General features: G+C 63.4%; 3 protein-coding genes. All 3 read right to left on the reverse strand.

Going from position 1 to position 2,205, the window contains the following annotated elements; all coding sequences use genetic code 11:
• Window positions 1–374: 374 nt before the first annotated feature.
• A complete protein-coding gene (locus H483_RS28410) occupies window positions 375–1,142 on the reverse strand; it encodes a hypothetical protein (RefSeq protein WP_081615168.1) in 768 nt (255 codons plus the stop codon).
• Window positions 1,143–1,148: 6 nt separating this feature from the next.
• Complete coding sequence (locus tag H483_RS38185) at window positions 1,149–1,904, reverse strand: YfbU family protein (RefSeq protein WP_238556284.1); 756 nt, start codon at window positions 1,902–1,904, stop codon at window positions 1,149–1,151.
• A gap of 180 nt (window positions 1,905–2,084) precedes the next feature.
• Complete coding sequence (locus H483_RS38725; RefSeq protein WP_371204269.1) at window positions 2,085–2,189, reverse strand: helix-turn-helix domain-containing protein; 105 nt, start codon at window positions 2,187–2,189, stop codon at window positions 2,085–2,087.
• Window positions 2,190–2,205: the final 16 nt, after the last annotated feature.

Raw genomic sequence — 2,205 nt, forward strand, 5'->3', positions numbered from 1 at the left:
CACCTGAGGAGCATCCGGACCCCCTCACGGGCAATCGAGATCGAGAGCGACGCCTCTCCAAAGCAAAGGCAAGCTGTGTCGCGTTTGACGATCCCCTACCGCGACAACTGCCCCGTGTGTCCCGTGCCTGGGACTCGGCAGCTCGCACTCCACTGGTGGCCCATGCAGCTGTGGCGCAGAGGTGCAGTGCAAAAGAAGTGCGCGCATCAGGGTCTCGCGCGACGCTGGCGGAACGGAGATCGGTCGCGGTCCGTGCCATGCCCACTAGGCCGGGGCCATGCGCTGAGGACGGCCACGGCAGACGCCTGGGGCCCGCATGGTTGCATTCGTGGCAGAGGTGCGGGATCATAAAGGCGAGCAGAGACCGACCCTTCCTACTGGAACAGTCGGCTTACCCCCTGGACATATGCTGCGGCACCCAGGGGGTCGCTCTTATTTGCGGGCAGTTCAAGCGTCACCGTTTGCCCGTCGAGGCGAGTGACGAGATCTTCGTCGTGGGTGATGTACCTACGATAAGTGTGACTGACCAGGTCGGGTAGCCAGAGCAGGTTCTCGATCGATGGGGACACATGCATCACTGGAAAGTGTCGGCTGATAGCGCCGCTCTGGCGCGCCTGCCTAATGGTGTGCAAGTCGCGGTCGGTGTCTTGATGTCTGTTCTGTCGCTCTAGGACGATCATCTTGGCCTGCGCGGGGACGACGCGTTGGTGGCCCTCGCCGGCGCCTGGGCGTGGAGCCTGGGAGTCTAGTGCGGCGAGTAGAGCGGACAGGCTCACCGCACGCATACCGATGGCCTGGTCGTCCGGACCTGGGGTATGGCAGACGGCCAGGACGCACGGGTCGCGATAGTCAGCGAGGTAGTCCGTCAGCTCTTCGATCTTCGGGAGTCCGTCTTGGGTCTGCTGTGCGTCGACGGTATGCCACCAGTTGCCGCCGACGATGCGATGCAGGTCCGCGCGGATATCCACGTGATCGTCGATCGTCAGCAGCACCGCGGCCAGGGCGTAGAAGGGCTTTTCGCCTGGGCGACAATCGTTGGGGAGTCGGTACGCCTCGTCCACGAACGCCACCCGCTCTCGACCAGGCAGGCTTCGGTAGCGGGCCGTTAACCGTTCGAGATCCCCTCTATTGCGCGGGTCCATGCTCCGTCAGCCTTCGACCGTTGAAGGCGATCCCGCCGTGCCACCCGACTGGTGGTCGGACCTGCGTGAGGGATGAGTTCCGGCGTCAGCCAGACGCTGCAGCTGGTCAGCTGTGAGTAGGTAGTCAGACAGCTCGAGACGCGGCTTTTGCTCGTGGCGGATGAGCTGGTACTCGCCAAGAATCCGCTGGTAAAGCTCCAGCCTCGGACCGTGGGAGTTGCCGTAGTCGTGATCAGGACCCAGCACGGGGAGCACTTCGGACCAGCGGGTCTCGCTGACGAGATGCCGGACGTAGTCAAGGAGTCGCGTTTCGGCCTTGACCTGGTAATCAAAGCCGTCAAACTGCAGCAACCGTTCCGTTTCGTCACCGATGCTCTGCCCGGCGCCCCGAAGACGCTGGATGCTGACGGTGATGGTGCGAAACATGTCGAGTAGATCCATCACGAAGGTGCACTCGTCGGCCGTCAGTTCGGGGTGGGTACTGATGAACACGTCGCTGTATTCGGTGACGTACCCGCCTTCCAGTATCTGGGCGCGTTGGCGCTGATAGTCGGGGTCCCCCTCCACATGGGCGCAGTCTTCGGTGGGGGCCTCTTCATGCGTGGGTGGCATCACGTGGGCGAGGATGCGGTGCTGCATGGCGAGCATCTGCCGCTCGTAGGTCGTCAGGGTGCGCGGCGCAGTCTCTGTCCACCGCCCCCGGGGATCATCTCGAAGGATCAGCCCTTCCAAGGTGGATCGCACCAGGTCGGACAGGCTCACGCCCCGACTCTGCGCGAGCTCCTCCAGCTCGGAGCGCATGGCATCGTCCACACGAAACGCTATCGTCGCCACAACACCCTCCCCAAAACACCGTCAAACTATCTGTTTAACTGTTATACGCACCGTACCACAGTGGCCGGTCCACGCGGAGGGGACGATGCAGGCAGGGGGATGGACCACCTAATTCGACGTGGTTGTCAGTTGATGTTGGAGCGCCCGGTACAGCGTGGAGCGTCCGATTCCGAGATCGCGGGCGATCGCCGATGGCCCCTCCCCCGACTCGATGCGGGCGCGGGCCTTG

It is taken from the genome of Dietzia sp. UCD-THP (assembly GCF_000349585.1).
GTDB lineage: Bacteria > Actinomycetota > Actinomycetes > Mycobacteriales > Mycobacteriaceae > Dietzia > Dietzia natronolimnaea_A.

What these genes read in the sequence shown, in the direction of transcription:
- H483_RS28410 (WP_081615168.1), bottom strand. Translation starts at nt 1,142, where the DNA reads ATGGACCCGCGCAATAGAGGGGATCTCGAACGGTTAACGGCCCGCTAC.